Origin of the sequence: Paraburkholderia sp., from assembly GCF_050742655.1 — a bacterium.
In the GTDB taxonomy this organism is placed as follows: Bacteria; Pseudomonadota; Gammaproteobacteria; order Burkholderiales; family Burkholderiaceae; genus Paraburkholderia.
Map to the genome: position 1 here is coordinate 53,867 of NZ_JBOIGG010000004.1, position 18,268 is coordinate 72,134.

An 18,268-nucleotide genomic window follows, 5' to 3' on the forward strand; every position below is an offset into this window, starting at 1 on the left:
CCCGGAATCAGGAATGGGATGGCGCGGTGGCATCGCGCTGACTGGCGAGATCCGCGAGATACGCGGCCCAGCCGCCGAATTCGGTGATGTCGCGCGCGCCTTGCAGTCCATACGGCTCGCAGATGAAACCCTTCACTTGCCTCCCGTCGACGAGCGTCACAGTGCCGATGCCGAGCGGCGCGGGGATCCCCGCGACGAACGAGCCGAACGTCTTCGCGGGGACGTCCCAGAGTTCAAGCTGGATCGGTGCGCCGCTGTCCGAACGCAGCAGGCCAGGTTTGGGCGGCGTCGTGCCGGTAAGTGCAAAGAGTCGATAGTCGGTGGACGTCGTCGTGCTCTCGACAAAGCGTGCGCTGCGGCTCGTCAGTTCGTGATTGAGCGGCATTCCGCGCAGATGGGCACCGACGACGGCGACGCGGATCGTGTCGGGTGTGTTGTGTGTTGCGCTTGAGGTAGACGTGGACCGTGACACCAGTGGCAATCCCGTCGCCCCGCGCGTGAGCCCGGTTGCCTGATGCCATTCACCCGCGAATTGCGCGAGCGCGCGCTCACGCCATGCATCGCCGATCAACGTGATGCCGAACGGCAACCCGTCGTCGCGCAGATTCGCGGGCACTGCCACCGCGCTCCAGTCGAGCAGGTTGACGAAGTTCGTGTACTTGCCGAGGTTGCTGTTCAGACGTACCGGGTCGGCGAGCAGCTCGGCGATCTTGTAGTGCGTCGGCGCGGTCGGCACGAGCAGCGCGTCGAACTGCGCGAGCAGCGCATCGGCATGGCGCTTCAGATCGGCCAGCTTGTAGATCGACTCGAACGTATCGGCCGCGGAAAATTCTTTGGCCTTGAAGATGATGTTGCGCACCACCGGATGAATGTCCGCTTCGTGTTCGTCTGCGAACTGCCGGATCGCGGCGAAGCGCTCGGCGACCCACGCGCCGTCGTACAGCAATGCGGTGACGTCGTCGAACAGGGAGAAGTCGACCGGCACGCAGATCGCGCCGCGCGCTTCGAGGCGCTTGATGGCTGCATCGAATGCCTTTGCCGCGAGTTCGTCGCCGAAGAATTCCGGCTGCGCAGGAATGCCGAAGCGAGGCGCGGCCGGCACACTCCAGTCGAGCGCGGCGGACGGTGCCTCGCGAGACAGACCGTCGGTCAGATCGAGGGCCGCGGCGACGTCGTAGATCAACGTGGCATCGTCGACGGTCGTCGCGAGAATCGACACGCAGTCGAGTGTGCGGCACGCGGGCACGACGCCCGTGTTGCTGAACGCGCCTCGCGTCGGTTTGATCCCGACGATATTGTTGAGTCCGGCCGGCACGCGCCCGGAACCCGCGGTATCGGTGCCCAGCGCGAACGGGACGATGCCGCGCGCGACCGCCGAGGCGGAGCCCGAACTCGACCCGCCGGAAATGTAGTCGGGATCGAAGGCATTGCACGGAATGCCGTACGGCGAACGCACGCCGACCAGCCCGGTGGCGAATTGATCGAGATTCGTCTTGCCGACGACGATCGCGCCGGCATCGGTCAGCCGCTGGATGATTGTCGCGTGGCGCTCGGGCGTATAGGCGAACGCGGGGCAGGCGGCCGTCGTGGCGAAGCCGGCCACATCGATGTTGTCCTTCACGCCGAACGGGATGCCGTAGAGCGGCAGCTTCGTCAGATCGCCGTTCGCGGCATCGAGCTTTTTCTGTAGCTGGGCGAGTTGCGCATCGAGCGTGGCTTGCGTTGCGGTCGATATCCAGGCGGGGTCCGCAGGCGCCAGGGTGCCAATGAGTTCATTGAGCAGTGTTGCCGGCGTCGCTCCGCCACGGTATGCATCCTGCCAGTCCGCAATCGTCCATCCACGCATCTCGTATTTCCTCTTGTGTACAAGTTCGGGAAACCTGTACACAAGAGTCATGCCATCGCGACGGAAACCGGGAAGGAGCCTTTGAACGTGGGGGTGTCAGCTTGTACGGCACATGAGATGGTTGGCGGCGAACATGCACATGGCTGGCGCAACGTGCGCAACGGTTGGGCGTGGGCTTGGCAATGGTGCGTGCCTGTGCTCCGTTGTCCGGCGGCGTTTGCTCGCGGCGCAGCGATGCGTGCCCGCTGGATAGTTACTGCACGCCCTCCGGCATCGTCCGTCGTCCGCCCCTGTTCGCAGCACCTTTCGCATGCACGCCCGGATGCGGGACGGCGACCGGCTGCGGGAGTTCGGTGAGTGCGCGGTCGTCGTCGGTGGAGAGCAGGGTGCTGAGTTGCAGCACGTCCTCGTCGGTGAGGTTGCCGGCCGATGCCTTCAGCTTCAACCCGTTGACGAGCGTGTCGTAGCGCGCCTTCGCGAGATCGCGCCGCGCGGTGAACAGCTGGTCCTGCGCGTTGAGCACGTCGATGTTGATCCGCACGCCGACCTGGTAGCCAAGCAGGTTCGATTCGAGCGACGTGCGCGCGGATTTCTCCGCGGTCTGCAACGCCTGCACCTGCGCGAGCCCGCTCGACACGCCGAGGTACGCCTGGCGCGCGGACAGCACGGCATTGCGCCGCGCGGTATCGAGATCGGATGAGGCCTGGTCTTCGAGCGCGAGTGTCTGACGCACGCGGCTCTGCGTTGCGCCGCCCGCGAACAGCGGAATGGTGACCTGGATGCCGATCGTGCTGCTCGTATAGGACGAGCCGAGGCCGCTCAGTTCGGCGCCGAGCGGCACGTTGCCGCCCGCGCCGAGCCCGCCGGCACCGAAGCCCGCGCCGGTCGTGCCGAGGCTGTTGCGCGAATAGCTCGCGACGAGATCGACGGTCGGCAGATGGCCAGCCTTCGCCTTCGACGTTTCGCGCTGCGCGGTATCGAGTGCGAGCCGCTTCAACACGACCTGGTAATTCGCTGCTGTCGCCGCGTCGACCCACTGACTGAGATCCGCGGGCATCGGCGGCGGCAGCGACGTGCCGGTCGCGAGCCCGTCGACGCGTTCGACCGGATGCCCGACGATCTGCTCGAGCGACGCGAGCTTCACCGCGAGATCGTTCTGCGCGCCGATTTCACCGGACACCGCCTGATCGTATTTAGCCTGCGCTTCGTCGGTATCGGTGATGGTCGTGTTGCCGACCTCGAACGAGCGTCGCGCGGATTCAAGCTGCTGCGCGATCGACGTCTTCTGCGATCGCGCGATCGCGAGCGAATCCTGCGCGGCGAGCGCATCGAAGTACGCCTGTCCGAGCCGCAGGATCAGGTCCTGACGCGCGGCACCGAACGATGCCTGCGCGGACTCCACCGCAAGCTTGCCCTGCGAATAGCCGTACCAGCTGTCGACGTGAAGCAGCGGCTGCGTGAGCGACACGGTATAGCCGGTGCTGTTGCCGTACGACTTCGGAAAGCCGCCGCCAAGATCGGTGCGCTGCCGGCTCGCATCGATCGTCGCGCCGACTTGCGGCAGCAACTTCGCGCGGGCGAGCGGCAGCTCCTCGCTGTTCGCGGCCATCGTCGCGCGCGCGCTTTGCAGCTGCGAGTCGTTGCCGAGCGCTTCGTCGTAAAGCTGCCCGAGGCCGACCGCCTGCGCGTGCGCCGTGCAGAACGCGAGCAGGACCGGCGCGGTCCGGCGCATCGTGCGGATCAATAGGTGGGAATCGACGGGTCGACCTGGCGCGACCACGCGTCGATGCCGCCCTGCAGATTGAAGACGTTCCGGTAGCCGCGCGATTCGAGGAACATCGCGACCTGTGCACTGCGCGCGCCGTGATGGCAGACGCAGACGATCTGCGCGTCGTCGTCGAGCTCTTCGCTGCGCGCGGGAATGTCGCGCATCGGGATCGACAGGCTGCCGGCGATCTTCGCCGTTTCGATTTCCCACGGCTCGCGCACGTCCAGCAGCACGGGGGCGGCGCGCGTCGTATCGGCGAGCCATTCGGCGAGGGCGGGGGCGGTGAGGTTTTGCATCGACGGATCCGGTGACGGGAAGTGGACGGCGGGCGGGCCGCGCAGTGCGCGGACGCGGCGCCCGATGTCGTGTGAAGACGGGTTTTGTCTGGGGCTGACCCATGACGAGCCAGCCGCGTGAACGATCAGAACTTGAAGCGCGGCGGCTCGACGGCGTTGATCAGCGGTTCGACGTAGGTTTCGAAGATGTCGGCGACGCGGTACTGCTTGTCGTCGATGCGCGTGATGATCTGCGCCTTCATCACCGGCGCGGAGCCGACGAAGACCGCGAGACGGCCGCCCACCTTCAACTGTTCGAGAATGTCCTGCGGCAACACCGGCAGTCCGCCCGACACGCAGATCACGTCGTACGGCGCTGCCGTGGGCCAGCCGCGCGAGCCGTCGCCGGTCGCGACTTCCGCGTTCAGCACGCCGTTCGCCGCGAGGTTCTGCTTCGCGAGTTCCGCGAGTTCGGGTTCGATGTCGACGGTCAGCACGTGCTGACCGCGATGCGCGAGCAGCGCCGCCATATAGCCCGAGCCGGCGCCGATTTCGAGCACGCTTTCGTGCTTCTTCACCGCCAGTTCCTGCAGCACGCGCGCTTCGACGCGCGGCGCCAGCATGCGTTGGCCGGCGGGCAGCGGTACTTCGAAATCGACGAAGGCCAGATCGTGGTGGATGGCGGGGACGAAGTTCTCACGCTTGACGATCGACAGCAGGTTCAGCACGTCCTGGTCGAGCACTTCCCAGGGGCGGATCTGCTGTTCGATCATGTTGAAACGCGCTTGCTCGATATTCATGGTGGGTTCGGCGGTTTGTAGGTTGAATGCGGCCCGGCTGGAGCGTGTTGTGGGTGGCAAGGCGTGGGGCCCAAGTCCGGCATGCGCCAGCAGGCCCAGCGACTGCGGAATTGTACCAAACCGATTGGGCGCGCTGTTTCGTCGCCGGCCGCCCGGCTCGGTGTTAATCCCTACGCGGTGGAGCTTGCGGTTCCGTGGTTCGTCGAGCAAAAATGTAATCGATTACATTTTTGGAGCTGGATCGTCGTGTCCCGTCCGTCGCGTTCTTCCCGTTCAGCGGTTTCTTCGGCCCCTTCTGCGTCTGCCGGTTCGGCGGACAAGGTGCGGGTTCGGCGGGCGGCATCGCGGACCGCGAAGGGCGTCGCCCCCGCAGTGGGGGATGCGGCGCCCAGCGGCCACTCCATCGCCGATGTCGCGGAGCAGGCGGGCGTATCGGTCGCGACTGTATCGCGCGTGCTCAACGGTCACTCGAACGTGCGGCCTGCGACGCGCGATCGCGTGCTCGCCGCGATCGACGCGAGCGGCTATCGCGTGAACGAACTCGCGCGCAACCTGCGCACCGCCGAGAGCCGTCTGCTGCTGACGATGGTGCCCGACGTCGGCAATCCGTTCTATGCGGAGATCGTGCGCGGCATCGACAGCGTCGCGCGGCAGCACGGCTACTTCATGCTGTTGTGCGACACCGGCGCCGACCCAGGCCGCGAGCGCAGTTACTTCGATCTACTGCGGCGCCGGCGCGCGGACGGTGCGATCTGCCTCGATCCGGCCGCGGTCCAGCAGGCGCTCGCCGAAGAATCGGGCGCGCTGCCGTGGGTCGCGTGCTGCGAATTCGATCCGGCGGTCGGCGTGCCGTACGTCGGCATCGACAACTATCGCGCGGCCTACGACGCCGTGCGGCATCTGCTCGCACGCGGCCGGCGACGGATCGCGCTGGTCAATTCCGGCGACAGCTATCTGTACGCGCGGCAGCGCGAAGAGGGTTACGCGGCTGCGTTGCGCGAGGCGGGCATCACGCCCGATCCACGCTGGCGCGTCGGTGTCGCGAGTCTCGACTACGCGGCGGGCGGTGCGGCAGCGGCCGCGCTGATGCAGCTACCGGAATCACCCGATGCCGTGTTCGCTGTCTCGGACACGCTCGCGATCGGCGTGATCGCTGGGCTGCGCGCGATGGGCCGGCGCGTGCCCGACGACGTCGCGGTGGTCGGTTTCGACGACATCTCGCTCGCCGCGCAGGTCGACCCGCCGCTCACGACGATCGCGCAGCCGATGCGCGAACTCGGCGAAACCGCCGCGCGTTTGCTGTTGCAGCGGCTGGCGAATCCGTTGGCAAATGTACCGGGCGTGCTGTTGCCGCATCGGCTCGTCGTACGCAGGAGCGCATGAAATGAGAGGCCACTCATGAGCGTCGCCGTGCGTTTCGACGACATCCGCAAGGACTTCGGTCCAGTGCGCGTCCTGCACGGCGTGAGCTTCGAGCTGGCGCCCGGTCGCATCTATGGGCTGCTCGGCGAGAACGGCGCGGGCAAGTCGACGCTGATGAAGATTCTCGCGGGCTACGAGACCGCGAGCGCAGGCACGCTGCTGATCGACGGCGAGCCGCAGCGCTTCGACGGTTCGCGTGCGGCGGAGGCCGCGGGCATCGTGCTGATCCACCAGGAGTTCAACCTCGCCGAGCATCTGACGATCGCGCAGAACATCTACCTCGGTCACGAAAAGCGTCGCGGCTGGCTGCTCGACGACACGACGATGCGCGCGCAGGCCGCGCAGTATCTCGCGCAGGTCGGCCTTGCAAAGCATCCGGATACGAAGGTGCGCGAGCTGATCGTCGCGGAGAAGCAGATGGTCGAGATCGCGAAGGCGCTGTCGCGGCGCGCGCGACTGCTCGTGATGGACGAGCCGACCGCGACGCTCACGCCTGCCGAGACCGAGCGCCTGTTCGCGTTGATGGCGAAGCTGAAGGCCGACGGCGTGACGATCGTCTACATCTCGCACAAGCTCGACGAGGTCCAGCGCATTACCGACGAAGTGATCGTGATGCGCGACGGCCGCTTCGTCGCGCGCGGTGAGACGGCTGGGCTCGCACGTCAGCAGATGGCGAACCTGATGGTCGGTCGCGACGTGTCCGACATGTTTCCGGCGAAGCCTGCTTTGCCCAAAGATGCGCCGGTCGCGTTGAGGGTCGATGGGCTGAGCGTGCCGGGCTGGGTCGAGAACTTAAGCTTTGAAGTGCGCGCGGGCGAGGTGCTCGGCTTCGCGGGGCTCGTCGGCGCGGGCCGCACCGAAGCATTCGAGGCGTTGATCGGACTGCGCCGGCGCAGCGCGGGGCGCGTCGAGATCGAAGGCCGCACGGTCGATCTGAAAAGCCCGCGCGATGCGATGCGCCATGGCCTCACGTATCTGAGCGAAGACCGCAAGGGCAAAGGGCTGCACGTCAACCTGAACCTGCAGGACAACCTCACGCTGATGACGCTCGAGCGCTACGCGCATCCGCTGCTCGATCTGAAGGCTGCGCGTGCCGCGCTCGATGACGCCGTCGCGACCTACGGCATCCGCACCGGCGACACGAATAGCCGCGCGCGCATGCTGTCCGGCGGCAACCAGCAGAAGCTCGCGCTCGCGAAGTTCCTGCAACCCGACCCGCGCGTGATCGTGCTCGACGAACCGACGCGCGGCGTCGACGTCGGTGCGAAACGCGACATCTATTTCCTGATCCATCGTCTTGCGGCCGAAGGTCGCGCGGTGATCGTGATCTCGTCCGAACTGATCGAGCTGATCGGCCTGTGCCATCGCGTGGCGGTGATGCGCGCGGGCACGCTGCAGGCGACGCTCGGCCTCGACCATCTAACCGAAGAGGAGTTGATCGCCCATGCGACCGGCACCCACTGACGCCGCGCAGCCGCATCGCGCCTGGCGCATCGCACGACGTCTCCACGGCCTCGGACCGCTCGCGGGCCTGCTCGCGCTATGCATCGCAGGCACGCTGCTGAACCGCGATTTCGCAACTGTCGACAACCTGATGAATGTGCTCACGCGCACGTCGTTCATCGGCATCATCGCGGTCGGCATGACGTTCGTGATCATCTCGGGCGGCGTCGATCTGTCGGTCGGTTCGATGGCGGCGCTGATCGCGGGCAGCATGATCTGGCTGATGAACGCGCTGGCCGGCGGCATCGGCGGTCATACGTTTGCGCCGCTCGCGATCGTCATGATCGGCATCGTGTGTGCGCTCGTGCTCGGCGCGCTGTTCGGCTGCGCACACGGCCTCTTGATCACGAAAGGCCGCATCGAGCCGTTCATCGTGACGCTCGGCACGCTCGGCATCTTTCGCGCGGTGCTCACGTGGCTTGCCGACGGCGGCGCGCTGACGCTCGACAACCCGCTCTCCGATTTATATGGTCCCGTCTACTACGCGAGCCTGTTCGGCGTGCCGGTGCCGATCTGGGTGTTCGTCGTCGTCGCGGCGGGCGGCGGGCTGATCCTGAACCGCACCGCGTTCGGCCGGCACGTGCAGGCGATCGGCTCGAACGAACAGGTCGCGCGCTATGCGGCGATCCGCGTCGATACCGTGAAAATCGTCACCTACATGCTGCTCGGCGTGTGCGTTGGCGTCGCGACGGTGCTGTACGTGCCACGCCTCGGTTCGGCGACGCCGACGACCGGCCTGCTATGGGAACTGGAAGCGATCGCCGCGGTGGTGGTCGGCGGCACTGCGCTGAAGGGCGGCGAGGGACGCGTCGCGGGCACGGTGATCGGCGCGGTGCTGCTGTCGGTGATCGCGAACATTTTGAATCTGACCAGCGTCATCAGCGTGTATCTGAATGCGGCTGTGCAGGGGGCGGTGATTATTGTGGTGGCGTTTTTGCAGCGTGGGCGGAGGTAGTAGCAAGCGGTTCGACAAACAACATAGGAGACACGACATGAAGCAGATGATTCGGACGTTAAGCGCCGGCATGCTGGCGCTGGGCATAATCGGCACGGCAGGCATCGCGCGCGCCGACGAGAAGGTGACGCTGGGCGTCGCGATACCGACGGCCGACCACGGCTTTACCGGCGGCATCGTCTGGTGGGCGAACAAGGCGAAGAGCGATCTCGAGAAAGCGCATCCCGATCTGAAGATCATCGTGAAGACGGCCGCCGGGTCGCCGGAACAGGCGAACCAGCTGCAGGATCTCGTGACGGTGAACAAGATCAACGCGCTCGTGATCTTCCCGTTCGAATCGGCGTCGCTGACGCAGCCGGTCGCGCAGGTGAAGAAGAAGGGTGTGTACGTGACGGTCGTCGATCGCGGGCTAACCGACACCAGCGCGCAGGATGCGTATGTCGCAGGCGACAACACCGCGTTCGGCAAGCTGCCCGCCGAGTACCTCGCGAAGACGTTGAACGGCCACGGCAACATCGTTGCACTGCGCGGCATTCCGACGACGCTCGACAACGAACGCTATACCGCGTTCACGGACGTGCTGAAAAACTACCCGGACATCAAGCTGCTCGACGCGAAGTACGCGAACTGGAATCGCGACGACGCGTTCAAGGTGACGCAGGACTACCTGACGCGCTTCAAGCACATCGACGCCGTCTGGGCCGCCGACGACGACATGGCGATCGGCGTCATGAAAGCGATCGAGCAGGCGAAGCGCACCGACATCAAGGAAGTATTCGGCGGCGCGGGGTCGAAGGTGATGGTGAAGAAGCTGATCGACGGCGACAAGCTGGTTCATGCGGACGTGTCGTACTCGCCGAAGTTCATCTACGACGCGATCAAGCTGACCGCCGAGGCACGTCTGAAAGGCGAGAAGCTGCCGGCGACGACGATCATTCCTTCTGTGCTGATCACGAAGGAAAACGCGCAGCAGTTCTACTTCCCCGATTCACCGTTCTAAATGGCGTACGAAGACGTGGGCGGGGCGCGTGACGCCTCGCCGGATCAATGGGAGTGAGCACGATGAAGACGATCAAGGGGCCGGCGATTTTTCTCGCGCAGTTCATGGGCGACGACGTGCCGTTCGACAACCTCGCGCATCTGGCCGCATGGGCTGCGGGTCTCGGCTACAAGGGCATCCAGGTGCCGGCCGATCCGCGGCTCGTCGACCTCGAACTCGCGGCGACGAGCCAGGCGTATTGCGACGACGTGCGCGCGACGGTCGACAACGAAGGCATCGTGATCACCGAGCTGTCGACGCATCTGCAGGGGCAACTCGTTGCCGTGCATCCGGCCTACGATCTGCTGTTCGACGGTTTCGCGCCGAAGCAGGTCGGCAGCAATCCGGCGGCGCGCACCGAATGGGCGATCCGCGAGCTAACCTATGCGGCGAAGGCGTCGAAACGACTCGGGCTGTGCAGTCACGTGACGTTTTCGGGTGCACTCGCGTGGCCGTATCTGTACCCGTGGCCGCAACGGCCCGAGGGTCTCGTCGATGCCGCGTTCGCCGAACTTGCACGCCGCTGGACACCGATTCTCGACGCATTCGAAGACGCAGGCGTCGACGTCTGCTACGAACTGCATCCGGGCGAAGACCTGCACGACGGCGTCACGTTCGAGCGCTTTCTCGACGCGGTGAACCAGCATCCGCGCGCGAACATCCTGTACGACCCGAGCCACTTCGTGCTGCAGCAGCTTGACTACCTCGCGTTCATCGATATTTACCACGAGCGGATCAAGGCCTTCCACGTGAAGGACGCGGAGTTTCGGCCGAGCGGTAAGCAAGGCGTGTATGGCGGTTATAGCGGCTGGGTCGAACGCGCGGGGCGTTTTCGTTCGCTCGGCGATGGACAGATCGACTTCGGCGCGATCTTCTCGAAGATGGCGCAATACGATTTTTCGGGCTGGGCCGTGCTCGAATGGGAATGCGCGCTGAAGCATCCGCAGGACGGGGCGCGTGAGGGCGCCGAGTTTATTCGTCGGCACATTATTCGCGTTGCCGATCATGCGTTCGACGATTTCGCGGGCAGCGGTGTCGACGATGCGCAATTGAAGAAGCTGCTTGGACTATGAGTCGCGCGGGGAAGGAACGACGATGAAAAGAAGGCTACGACTAGGGATGGTCGGCGGAGGGCAGGGCGCGTTCATCGGCGCCGTGCACCGGATGGCCGCGCGTCTCGACGATTGCTTCGAACTCGTCGCGGGCGCGTTGTCGTCCGACCCGCAGCGCGCGCACGACAGCGCACGCGACGCGGGCATTGCGCGCAGCTACGCGGACTGGCGCGACATGGCGCGGGCCGAGGCCGCGCGCGTCGATGGCATCGACGCGGTCGCGATCGTTACGCCGAACCATCTGCATGCGCCGGTCGCGACCGCGTTTCTCGAAGCGGGCATTCATGTGATCTGCGACAAACCTCTTGCCGTGTCGCTTGCGGAAGGCGTTGCGCTTGCGAAGCTCGCGCATGACACGCAGCGGTTGTTCGCGCTGACGCATACGTACTCCGGCTATCCGCTCGTGCGTCATGCCCGCGAACTCGTCGAATCCGGCGAGCTTGGGACCGTGCGCGTCGTGCAGGTCGAATACGCGCAGGACTGGCTCGCCGAGCCGATCGAAGCGCTCGGCACGAATCGCCAGGCCGCATGGCGCACCGATCCCGCGCTCGCGGGGCCGGCCGGTTGCCTCGGCGACATCGGTACGCACGCGTGGCATCTCGCGTCGTTCGTCACCGGGATGACTCCGTCGTCGCTCGCGGCGGAACTGCACACGTTCGTGCCCGGTCGCCGGATCGACGATCACGTGCAGGCGATGCTGCGTTATTCGAACGGCGCACGCGGGATGCTGTGGGCGAGCCAGGTCGCGAGCGGCGCGGAGAATGCGCTACGTGTGCGCGTGTACGGCACGAAAGCGAACGTCGCGTTCGATCAGGAGGCGCCGAACGAACTGTGGTTCACGCCGCTCGGTGGTGCCGCGCAACGGCTCACGCGTGCACGTGTGCAGGGAGCAGTCGCCGCGCACGCGACGCGTGTGCCGGCCGGACATCCCGAGGGCTATCTCGAAGCGTTCGCGCAGTTGTACAAGGATGCCGCGTTGCAGATCGAAGCGATCGATGCGGGGCGGCCGCTGCCTGACGAGAGCCGGTTGTTGCCGACTGTCGACGATGGGGTCGCGGGGTTGCGGTTTATTGAGGCGGTGCTCACGAGTAATGCGGCGAGTGGGGCGTGGGTCGAGGTGTAGGGTGAGTAGAAGGCTTTTTGCCAGGCTGTATGGACCCGGGATATGGCCGGAAAAGACACGCGACAGCGCGGCTTCCTGTAAAGCGCTTGCGCTTGTCGCGCCCATCGATAATTCTAGTGTCTTGTCGCGGGAGCTCGGGTGTGTTGTCGGAGTAACTGTTGTAGGGTGGCTTGCGGCGGAGTATTCGAGGAACGCGACGAACGATCGATAAGGAGCAGCAGTTGAAGTTGACATTCGCAAGTACAACCCATAACGACGGCGAAACGCTGGTCAAGATCCGCATCGACGCGATGCGGGAAAGTCTGGAGCGCATCGGTCGCTTCGATCCTCAGCGTGCGCGGGATCGTTTTCTGTTGTCGTTCGATCCGTCATGCAGTCGATTCATCGTCGCCGATGGCGTATCGGTCGGCTTTGTCGTGGTCAAGCCGACGGACGGTTACCTGATGATCGAAAACCTGTACATCCTGCCGGAACATCAGGGAAGGGGCATCGGTTCGGTCGTGCTCGACAGCATCTTTGCCGACGCCGATTCCCGCTCGATCCCGGTCAAGGTCGGCGCGCTCCGCGAGAGCGACGCAAACCGCTTTTATCAGCGCCACGGCTTCGTCAAGATCGAGGAGGCCGAGTGGGACATCCACTACGTTCGAGCTCCTCGGGACCGCGATAGCGGTGTGTCCGCTTCGGTGGATCTGCAGTGACGTCGTCACGTCAGACGACGGCCTGCCGCAAACAGCAAACGAGCGGTTCTACTTCCCGCTCTTCTTGATCTGCGCTTCGAACGCGACGTCCAGCTTGCTCGCCTTGCGCGGCTTCGCTGGTCCGAATCCATCGACGAATTTCACGAAATCGTCGAGCGGCAACGGATCGCTGACCTTCGCGTCGCTTCCGCCCGAACGGTCGACCAGATAGAACAGGCCGTTCTGCAGCCCGATCGCCGCGAATTGCGGATTGCCGCTGCGGGTTTTCAGCCGTTCGACGGCGTGGATGGCTCGAGTCGTGCGCATGGGATGGGGGACCGCGAAGAAGGCGAATAGATCGCTACTGTACCAACTTCGCGAGGTTGGCCGGCCACACGCTCCCATCACCCCCGCTTTCCCCACTTCCGCCGCACCCACCCCGCCCAGTCATCCAGCACCGCATACACCACCGGCACGACCACCAGCGTCAGCAGCGACGACGTAATCACGCCACCGATCACCGTCTGCCCGAGCGGCCCGCGCTGCTCGCCGCCTTCGCCGATGCCCGACGCGAGCGGCAGCATGCCGAAGATCATCGCGAGCGTCGTCATCAGGATCGGCCGCAGCCGCACGCGCGCCGCTTCGAGCAGCGCATCGTCCCGTGCCATCACGCGACCTTTGCCCGATGCGTCGAGTAGCGTGCCGCGCCGTGCCTGGTTCGCGAAGTCGACGAGCAGGATCGCGTTCTTCGTGACGAGCCCCATCAGCATCACGAAGCCGATGATCGAGAACATGTTCAGCGTGCTGCCGAACAGCAGCAGCGCGAGCAGCACGCCGATCAGCGTCAGCGGTAGCGACGCCATGATCGCGAGCGGCTGGGCGAAGCTCGCAAACTGCGACGCGAGAATCATGTAGATGAAAATGATCGCGAGCGCGAGCGCCTGCACCGCGTAGACGAACGACTCGTTCATGCTTTTCGTCGAGCCCTCGAAGCGGTAGCGGTAGCCGGCCGGCAGATGCATCGCGTCGAGCGTCTTCGCGACGTCCGCGGCGACGTCGCCCGGCGAGCGGCCGTTGACGTTCGCCGACAGCTCCACTTCGCGTTGCAGGTCGCGGCGGTTGATCACGTTCGGGCCGGTCGTCTGCTCGATGTCCGCGATCTGCCGCAGCGGCACGAGCACCGGCGCGCCGTTTGCATCGGTACGGTTGGTTGCGATCATCAGCCGCGCGAGATCGTCGACATCCTGACGCTGCGACGGCGGTAGCCGCACGCTGACGTCGTAGTCCTGGTCGTCGGGTGCGCGCCACGTGCTGATCGCATCGCCGGACAGCAGCGGACGCAACGCGGTGCCGACATCCGCGACACCGACGCCGAGGTCCGACGCGAGTTCGCGCTTCAGGCCGATCGCGACGATCGGCTTGTCGGCCTTCAGGCTCGCGTCGAGGTCGACGAGGCCAGGGATTTTCGCGAGCCGCGCCTGCGCGGCTTCGGACAGGCGGCGCAGTTCGTCGAGGTTGTCGCCCTGCAGGCTCAGCTGGATCGCCTTCGTGCCGCCAGCACCGTCAGCCATGCCGATCTGCGTGACCGCGATGCCCGCGACCGACGCAAGCCGCGTGCGAAACAACTCGTTCAACTCCTGCACGCCGCGCGTGCGATCGCGCCGTTCTTTCAGCTGCACGGTGATCATCGCCGTGTTCTTGCCCTGCGTGTCGCCAGAGTTGACGGTCGCGTACGTGTAGCGCACCTCGGGGTAGGTCGCGAGAATCTTCTGCACCTGTGCGACGCGCACGGATGTCGCGTCGAGCGACGTACCGACCGGTGTCGTGATGCCGACCTGCGTTTCGGAAAAGTCCGCGTTCGGCACGAACTCGGTGCCGACGAACGGCACGAGGAACAGGCTGCCGAAGAAGGTCGCGGCTGCGACTGCGAGCGTCGCGACGCGATGCCGCAGCGCCCAGCCGAGCAGCCGCTGGTAGAAGCCTGCGAGCCTGTCCACCTGCGCGTCGAAGAAACCGAGAAACCGCGCGATCGCACGGCCATAGCGCGCTCCCTTGCGGCCGGTTTCCTCGTCGTGCAGATCGGGGTCCGGCCAGATCGACGACAGCATCGGGTCGAGCGTGAACGACACGAACATCGAGATCAGCACGGCCGCCGCGACCGTCACGCCGAACTGGTGAAAGAAGCGTCCGATGATGCCGCCCATGAAGCCGACCGGCAGGAACACGGCGACGATCGAGAAGGTGGTCGCGAGCACGGCGAGCGCGATTTCCTTCGTGCCGTCGAGCGCGGCGGTGCGGTGATCGGCGCCGAGCTGCACGTGCCGCACGATGTTCTCGCGCACGACGATCGCGTCGTCGATCAGCAGGCCGACGCACAGCGACAGCGCCATTAGCGTGATCACGTTGATCGTGAAGCCGGCCATGTACATGAACGCGAACGTGCCGATCAGCGCGATCGGCAGCGTGAGGCCGGTGATCACCGTGCTGCGCCACGAGCCGAGGAACAGGAACACGATCAGCACGGTCAGCACCGCGCCTTCTAACAGCGTGCGCTTCACTTCGTTGACGCTGTTCTCGATGTCGAGCGACGTGTCGTCGATGATGTCGAGCTTCACGCCCGGCGGCAGCACCGGGCCGAGCCGCGCGACCTCGTCTCGAATGCCGTGCGCGACGTCGACCGTGTTTTCGCCCTGCGCCTTGATGATCGACAGGAACAGCGCGCGCCGGCCGTCGAGCAGCGCCATGCTGTCCGGTTCTTCCTGACCGTCGACGACGTCGGCGACCTGGTCGAGCGTGACCGGCTGCGTCGCGGACGTCGCGGTCGGAATCGCCGACTGTGCGCCGCGTCGCGCGACGATGATGCGTTTGAACTCGTCGGGCGTCGCGAAGCGGCCCTTGACCTGCACGCTCTGCTCGACGTCGTGTGATGTGAGCGGTCCGGCCGGAATCTCCTGATTCTCGTTCTGCACCGCGCGGATCACCTGGTCGACGCCGACCTGCAGCGCCTGCAGGCGCTCAGGGCGCACGTCGATACGCACCTGGCGCTTCACGCCACCGACGAGCGACACCGAGCCCACGCCGCGTACCGTTTCGAGCCGCTTGCGTACCACCTGATCGGCGACCGTCGTCAGGTCGCGCGTCGACAGCGGCGTGCCGCCTGCCGCGGGCACGCTCGAGATCGCGACCGTGATGATCGGCAGATCGGACGGATCGTAGCGCAGCACGCGCGGGTCCTTCACGCCGTCGCGCAGGTCCGGGCGGATCAGTGCGATCTTGTCGCGCACGTCCTGCGCTGCCTGCGCGGCATTGACAGACAGATCGAATTCGACGATCACGACCGACTGCGCATCGTACGAGCGCGACGTGATCTGCTCGATGCCGCTGATCGTATTGACCGCTTCCTCGATCTTGCGCGTGACGTCGGATTCGACCGATTCCGGCGACGCGCCGGGGAAGGCCGTCTGCACGACGACGACGGGAAACGTGATGTCCGGAAACTGGTCGACCTTGAGCCGCTGATACGAGAACAGCCCGATGACGAGAAACGCCGCCATCATCATCGTGGCGAGCACCGGGTTGCGGATGCTGATGCGCGTGAACCACATGGATGCGGACTCCGGTCAGCGCGCGGCGGCGTTGGCCGGCTGCGCGGACTGCACCATGCGCACGGTACTGCCGATGCGTAGCGAGCCCAGGTTGTTCTTCACGATCTGCTGACCCTCGGCGAGAGGGCCGCCGGTGATTTCGGTCCACGCGTCGTTGTCGTTGTTTTTTGTGTTTCCGGTCGCGCCGGTCTGCACGGTTTGCTCGACGAGCTTGCCGTTCGCGATCGCGTAGACGCTGCGATGCTGGCCGTCGGTGCGTACCGCGGTGGCGGGCACGGCGAGCACATTGTCGCGACCGCCGATGGCGATCGAGCCGGTGCCGAACATGCCGACCCGCAGCGTCAGCGACGGGTTCGCGAGGCGCACGTAGACCGTGATCGAGCGCGAGCCGGCCTGCGCGGCCGGGTTGATGCGCGTGATCGCGCCGTCGACCGGTTCGCTGACGCCGTCGAACACGATGTGCACCGGCTGACCGACGCGCACACCGCCGATCTCGCCGACCGGTACCGGTGCTTCGAGTTCGAGCGTGCGCAGATCGACGACGTCGAACAGCTTCGTGTCGACCGCGACTTTCTCGCCGGGCTCGACCGAACGCGATGCGACCTGGCCGTCGATCGGCGAGCGGATCACCGTGTCGTCCACTGACAGGTTCGACGATGCGAGCGAGGCGCGTGCCGCGTCGAGATTGGCGCGCGCGATCTCGTACTGGCTTTGCGCGGTGTCGAAAGCGTTCTTCGAGATGAAGCCTTTCTGCACGAGCACGCGATTGTTGTCGAGCGTCTGCTTCGCGATGTCGAGCTGGCCGGCCATCGCGTCGACCTGGCCGCGGGCCTGGCCGGCGCGGGCTGCGTAGTCGCGTGCGTCGATCCGGGCGAGTTCCTGACCGGCTTTTACGGTGTCGCCTTCGCGAACCTCGACGCGGAGTGCCGAACCGGTGACTTTCGATTTCACTTCGGCCTGCGCGACCGCGCGCAGCGAGCCGGTGAGCGGCAGCGTTTCGGAGAGCGTGCGGCGCGCGACGACGGTGAGGTCGTCGGGGGTGAATTCGATGATGGAGATTGTTTGCGTCGCGTCTTGCTTTGGCGGTGCCGAGCTGCGCGAGCGGATCGCGTGGGTGATCGCCACTATGAGGACGATCGCTATTAGCGCTGCAACGATGACGAAGGTGCGTTTTTTGATGGCTTGCATGTGAGTTGTTATGGGCCGGTGGCCGGGTGGCTTGAAGTTAACCGGGGCCGGTGCGGGCTGCAAGCCGGCTGTCAGGATGGTACACGGGGAATGAAGGAGAGTTTTTGGTCGTTGGGGTTTGGGGGCGGCGCCGGCTTGTTGTTCTTGCTTGTCCTTGCTTGCCCTGGCAGGCGGCTGTGATTGGGCGCCTCGAGGCGTGGGCGTTGGCCTTTGCTGGTTGCCCTTGCAGGCGGCTGCGATTTGGCGCCTCGCGGCGCAGGCGTTGCCCCTGTGCGGGGCGGCACCTCCTTTCTTTGCCGCGGCAAAGAAAGGAGGCAAAGAAAGCCGCTCGACACGTTACCGAGTCCTTTCCGCGCGTAACCAGAGATGGCCCGCACCTAAGTGTCGTCCTCGCACCGACACGGTAGTGGTCCGAGACGAGACCGTCCCTCGCGTGGCCCCACTAAGTGACAAGGGGCCCGCCCACCCCGCGGCGCACTGGTGTGCGCGCGGCCGGGTCTGCATGGGAAACCGTCGGGGAAGAGTGAGGATGCACCGCAGAACAGCGACCGCATAACCGGGGGTGTTATGCCCGTCGGCGGCGAAGCCCGCCGGAACGGATGATGGCCTTGTCACTAACGTGTGGGGTGCGAGGGCGGGTCTCGTCTCGGACCACTGTGCTGTGTGAACGAGGTGCTCACTTAGGCGAGGGCCACCAGGGCAAGCCTCCGGAAACGAGAAGCTTCGTGTCGAGCGGCTTTCTTTGCCTCCTTTCTTTGCCACCGCGGCAAAGAAAGGAGGTGCCGCCCCGCACAGGGGCAACGCCTGCGCCGCGAGGCGCCCAATCGCAGCCACCTGCAGGGGCAAAAAGCAAAACCAACGCCTGCGCCGCGAGGCGCCCAATCGCAGCCACCTGCAGGGGCAAAAAGCAAAACCAACGCCTGCGCCGCGAGGCGCCAAATCGCAGCCGCCAGCC

At 65.6% G+C, this 18,268-nt stretch carries 14 protein-coding genes; 7 read left to right on the forward strand and 7 right to left on the reverse strand.

Annotation, left to right across the window (positions count from 1 at the left end; translation table 11 throughout):
• Positions 1 to 7: 7 nt before the first annotated feature.
• The 4 genes from atzF to ACREXZ_RS07475 form a co-directional block, all read right to left on the reverse strand.
• Positions 8 to 1,846 carry an allophanate hydrolase gene (atzF, locus tag ACREXZ_RS07460; RefSeq protein ID WP_431763413.1) on the reverse strand — a complete coding sequence of 613 codons (1,839 nt, stop codon included), beginning with the start codon at positions 1,844 to 1,846 and terminating at the stop codon, positions 8 to 10.
• Between the two features lie 253 nt (positions 1,847 to 2,099).
• Positions 2,100 to 3,578 (reverse strand): TolC family outer membrane protein, encoded by a 1,479-nt coding sequence (locus ACREXZ_RS07465; RefSeq protein WP_431763414.1) that lies wholly within the window; start codon positions 3,576 to 3,578, stop codon positions 2,100 to 2,102.
• Between the two features lie 8 nt (positions 3,579 to 3,586).
• The gene (locus ACREXZ_RS07470; protein ID WP_431763415.1) at positions 3,587 to 3,910 is read right to left on the reverse strand and encodes a rhodanese-like domain-containing protein; all 324 of its coding nucleotides are present in this window, start codon (positions 3,908 to 3,910) and stop codon (positions 3,587 to 3,589) included.
• Between the two features lie 125 nt (positions 3,911 to 4,035).
• Entirely contained in the window at positions 4,036 to 4,689 is a 654-nt protein-coding gene (locus ACREXZ_RS07475; protein WP_431763416.1) for a protein-L-isoaspartate O-methyltransferase family protein, read from the reverse strand.
• A gap of 372 nt (positions 4,690 to 5,061) precedes the next feature.
• Here ACREXZ_RS07475 and ACREXZ_RS07480 point away from each other — a divergent pair, with 372 nt between their 5' ends.
• The 7 genes from ACREXZ_RS07480 to ACREXZ_RS07510 all read left to right on the forward strand — a co-directional run bounded on the left by ACREXZ_RS07480 (position 5,062) and on the right by ACREXZ_RS07510 (position 12,541).
• Positions 5,062 to 6,072: a LacI family DNA-binding transcriptional regulator gene (locus tag ACREXZ_RS07480; RefSeq protein WP_431763677.1), complete on the forward strand. Its 1,011-nt coding sequence runs from the start codon at positions 5,062 to 5,064 to the stop codon at positions 6,070 to 6,072.
• Between the two features lie 15 nt (positions 6,073 to 6,087).
• On the forward strand, positions 6,088 to 7,575 hold the full coding sequence (locus tag ACREXZ_RS07485; RefSeq protein ID WP_431763417.1) for a sugar ABC transporter ATP-binding protein: 1,488 nt from the start codon (positions 6,088 to 6,090) through the stop codon (positions 7,573 to 7,575).
• Positions 7,556 to 8,569 (forward strand): ABC transporter permease, encoded by a 1,014-nt coding sequence (locus tag ACREXZ_RS07490; protein ID WP_431763418.1) that lies wholly within the window; start codon positions 7,556 to 7,558, stop codon positions 8,567 to 8,569. Before ACREXZ_RS07485 ends, ACREXZ_RS07490 begins: the two co-directional genes overlap by 20 nt.
• 37 nt (positions 8,570 to 8,606) lie before the next feature.
• Positions 8,607 to 9,569, forward strand: coding sequence for a substrate-binding domain-containing protein (locus ACREXZ_RS07495; protein WP_431763419.1), 963 nt, complete (start codon positions 8,607 to 8,609; stop codon positions 9,567 to 9,569).
• A gap of 62 nt (positions 9,570 to 9,631) precedes the next feature.
• Entirely contained in the window at positions 9,632 to 10,681 is a 1,050-nt protein-coding gene (locus ACREXZ_RS07500) for a sugar phosphate isomerase/epimerase family protein (RefSeq protein ID WP_431763420.1), read from the forward strand.
• Between the two features lie 22 nt (positions 10,682 to 10,703).
• Entirely contained in the window at positions 10,704 to 11,843 is a 1,140-nt protein-coding gene (locus tag ACREXZ_RS07505) for a Gfo/Idh/MocA family protein (protein ID WP_431763421.1), read from the forward strand.
• 221 nt (positions 11,844 to 12,064) lie between these two features.
• A complete protein-coding gene (locus tag ACREXZ_RS07510; protein WP_431763422.1) occupies positions 12,065 to 12,541 on the forward strand; it encodes a GNAT family N-acetyltransferase in 477 nt (158 codons plus the stop codon).
• A 48-nt stretch (positions 12,542 to 12,589) separates the two neighbouring features.
• Here the strand turns inward: ACREXZ_RS07510 and ACREXZ_RS07515 are convergent, their stop codons facing one another.
• The 3 genes from ACREXZ_RS07515 to ACREXZ_RS07525 all read right to left on the reverse strand — a co-directional run bounded on the left by ACREXZ_RS07515 (position 12,590) and on the right by ACREXZ_RS07525 (position 17,313).
• Positions 12,590 to 12,847 (reverse strand): hypothetical protein, encoded by a 258-nt coding sequence (locus ACREXZ_RS07515; RefSeq protein ID WP_431763423.1) that lies wholly within the window; start codon positions 12,845 to 12,847, stop codon positions 12,590 to 12,592.
• 77 nt (positions 12,848 to 12,924) lie between these two features.
• The gene (locus tag ACREXZ_RS07520; RefSeq protein ID WP_431763424.1) at positions 12,925 to 16,125 is read right to left on the reverse strand and encodes an efflux RND transporter permease subunit; all 3,201 of its coding nucleotides are present in this window, start codon (positions 16,123 to 16,125) and stop codon (positions 12,925 to 12,927) included.
• A gap of 15 nt (positions 16,126 to 16,140) precedes the next feature.
• On the reverse strand, positions 16,141 to 17,313 hold the full coding sequence (locus ACREXZ_RS07525; RefSeq protein WP_431763425.1) for an efflux RND transporter periplasmic adaptor subunit: 1,173 nt from the start codon (positions 17,311 to 17,313) through the stop codon (positions 16,141 to 16,143).
• Positions 17,314 to 18,268: the final 955 nt, after the last annotated feature.